Source organism: Vibrio sp. 10N.261.52.C11, assembly GCF_041471405.1.
Taxonomy (GTDB): Bacteria; Pseudomonadota; Gammaproteobacteria; order Enterobacterales; family Vibrionaceae; genus Vibrio; species Vibrio crassostreae_C.
In genome coordinates, this window is the sequence record NZ_JBFROI010000115.1 from 1 (window position 1) to 1412 (window position 1412).

1 protein-coding gene is annotated in these 1412 nt (G+C 41.9%); it reads right to left on the reverse strand.

The features are described 5' to 3' along the window. Positions 1-13: 13 nt before the first annotated feature. Entirely contained in the window at positions 14-1321 is a 1308-nt protein-coding gene (locus AB4323_RS23925; protein ID WP_102397901.1) for an IS4 family transposase, read from the reverse strand. Positions 1322-1412: the final 91 nt, after the last annotated feature.

Below are 1412 nucleotides of genomic sequence, written 5' to 3' on the forward strand. Positions count from 1 at the left end.
TAATGCCGTTCACTTAAGAGTGAACGGCATTTTTGTTCTTAGCATACCGTTGTGGTCTGGGTTTAACTCTTCTAGGGAATGTCCTTTCCCTTCGCCCTTCAAGTATTAAGCTTTCAGCCATGTTGTGGAACCCCTTTAGCTGACGAGGTATTGCGCCTGGTGTTGAATAAGGTAAGCCTACAAGTAACGCAGATACATGAGCTAATGTGCCGTTAAAACTCAGTTGATAAGGAAGGTAATTTCCCTTTAAATTGAAGCAGAGCTCGACCATCTGGTATCGGATTAAATTGTAAGTAAGCAAGATGCCCCATAACTCCTGCTTTACCAGTTCTGGTAAACGACTTCGCAGCGTGAGACGATTTCCAAGCATGTATTGTTTTTGCTCTCGGTAGCCTAGCTCAATTTCCCAACGATGTTCATAAAGGCCTGCAATATCTTTTGATGGGTAACGCAGGGAGTCCGTCATGGAGGTTAATACTTGGTAGTCTTTTCCTTTAATTTTACGAGTGACAAGTCGAGCGGTTATCGACTTTGGTAAATCAGGCCATAGCTTTCTAGCCCTTGGGTTACTGTGTAATTGAACCAGTTTGTCATTTCGCCCTAAAGATTGAACAATGTCATATTGTGTATTTTTCTTGAGGGGGATAAGCCAATGACGCTCTGAGCCAGAGTCTTGCCATTTATGTAATAAACCTAAAGAATAGAACCCCTTATCGAACATTGTCACGCTATGGTTTGGTGTTGTTCCTATCAGTTTTTCAGCTAATATCATTTCGTTTGTATTGTAATTATCAAATGCACTGGCCGTAATAATGTGACTGCTTAGTTCCATTTGGCAGACCATTCTCACTTGCGGATATTGCGTCCCTTTTTGTCGAGAAAATGCCTTTTCATTTTGCGGGTTATCGGGCGTTCGCCAAACAACGCCATCGACGCCAAGCAGCGTTAATCCATTCCATTGGGGTAACTTTGCACTGTTTAACCATGACGTAGTCATTCGCTCAAAGACCGCTTTAATTGCGTCTTCACCCAACGTCTTTCGACGTTGAGTTAACGCACTCGGTGCGACAAAAGCTTTACCTGTACGGTCGACAATATCAAGTTGGTTCACTAAATCTTTCATGGATTTACTGTTATAGATAGCCATTCCAACAAGCAGCCACACCATGGATTCTAAAGTTAATTTCCTCTTTCTCATCGTGACAGTATCAGTAAGAGAATAGGCTTCGTCGATGAGTTCAATTGGAAGCAAGTCAGACAAAGTCTCAACGCTGCTAGGTTTCCAATCATTAATTATGTTTAGAGCTTGAGAAACATCCATAAAAAAATCCAAGTGCATTAAATACACTTGGATTTTGACAGCTCTGAAGGATCCTTCAACCGATCGCTTTGGCTTTAACTGATCGGCATTA

Bases quoted from the DNA above. Each gene is read 5' to 3' on its own strand.
- AB4323_RS23925 (WP_102397901.1), bottom strand. From the start codon at position 1,321: ATGGATGTTTCTCAAGCTCTAAACATAATTAATGATTGGAAACCTAGC.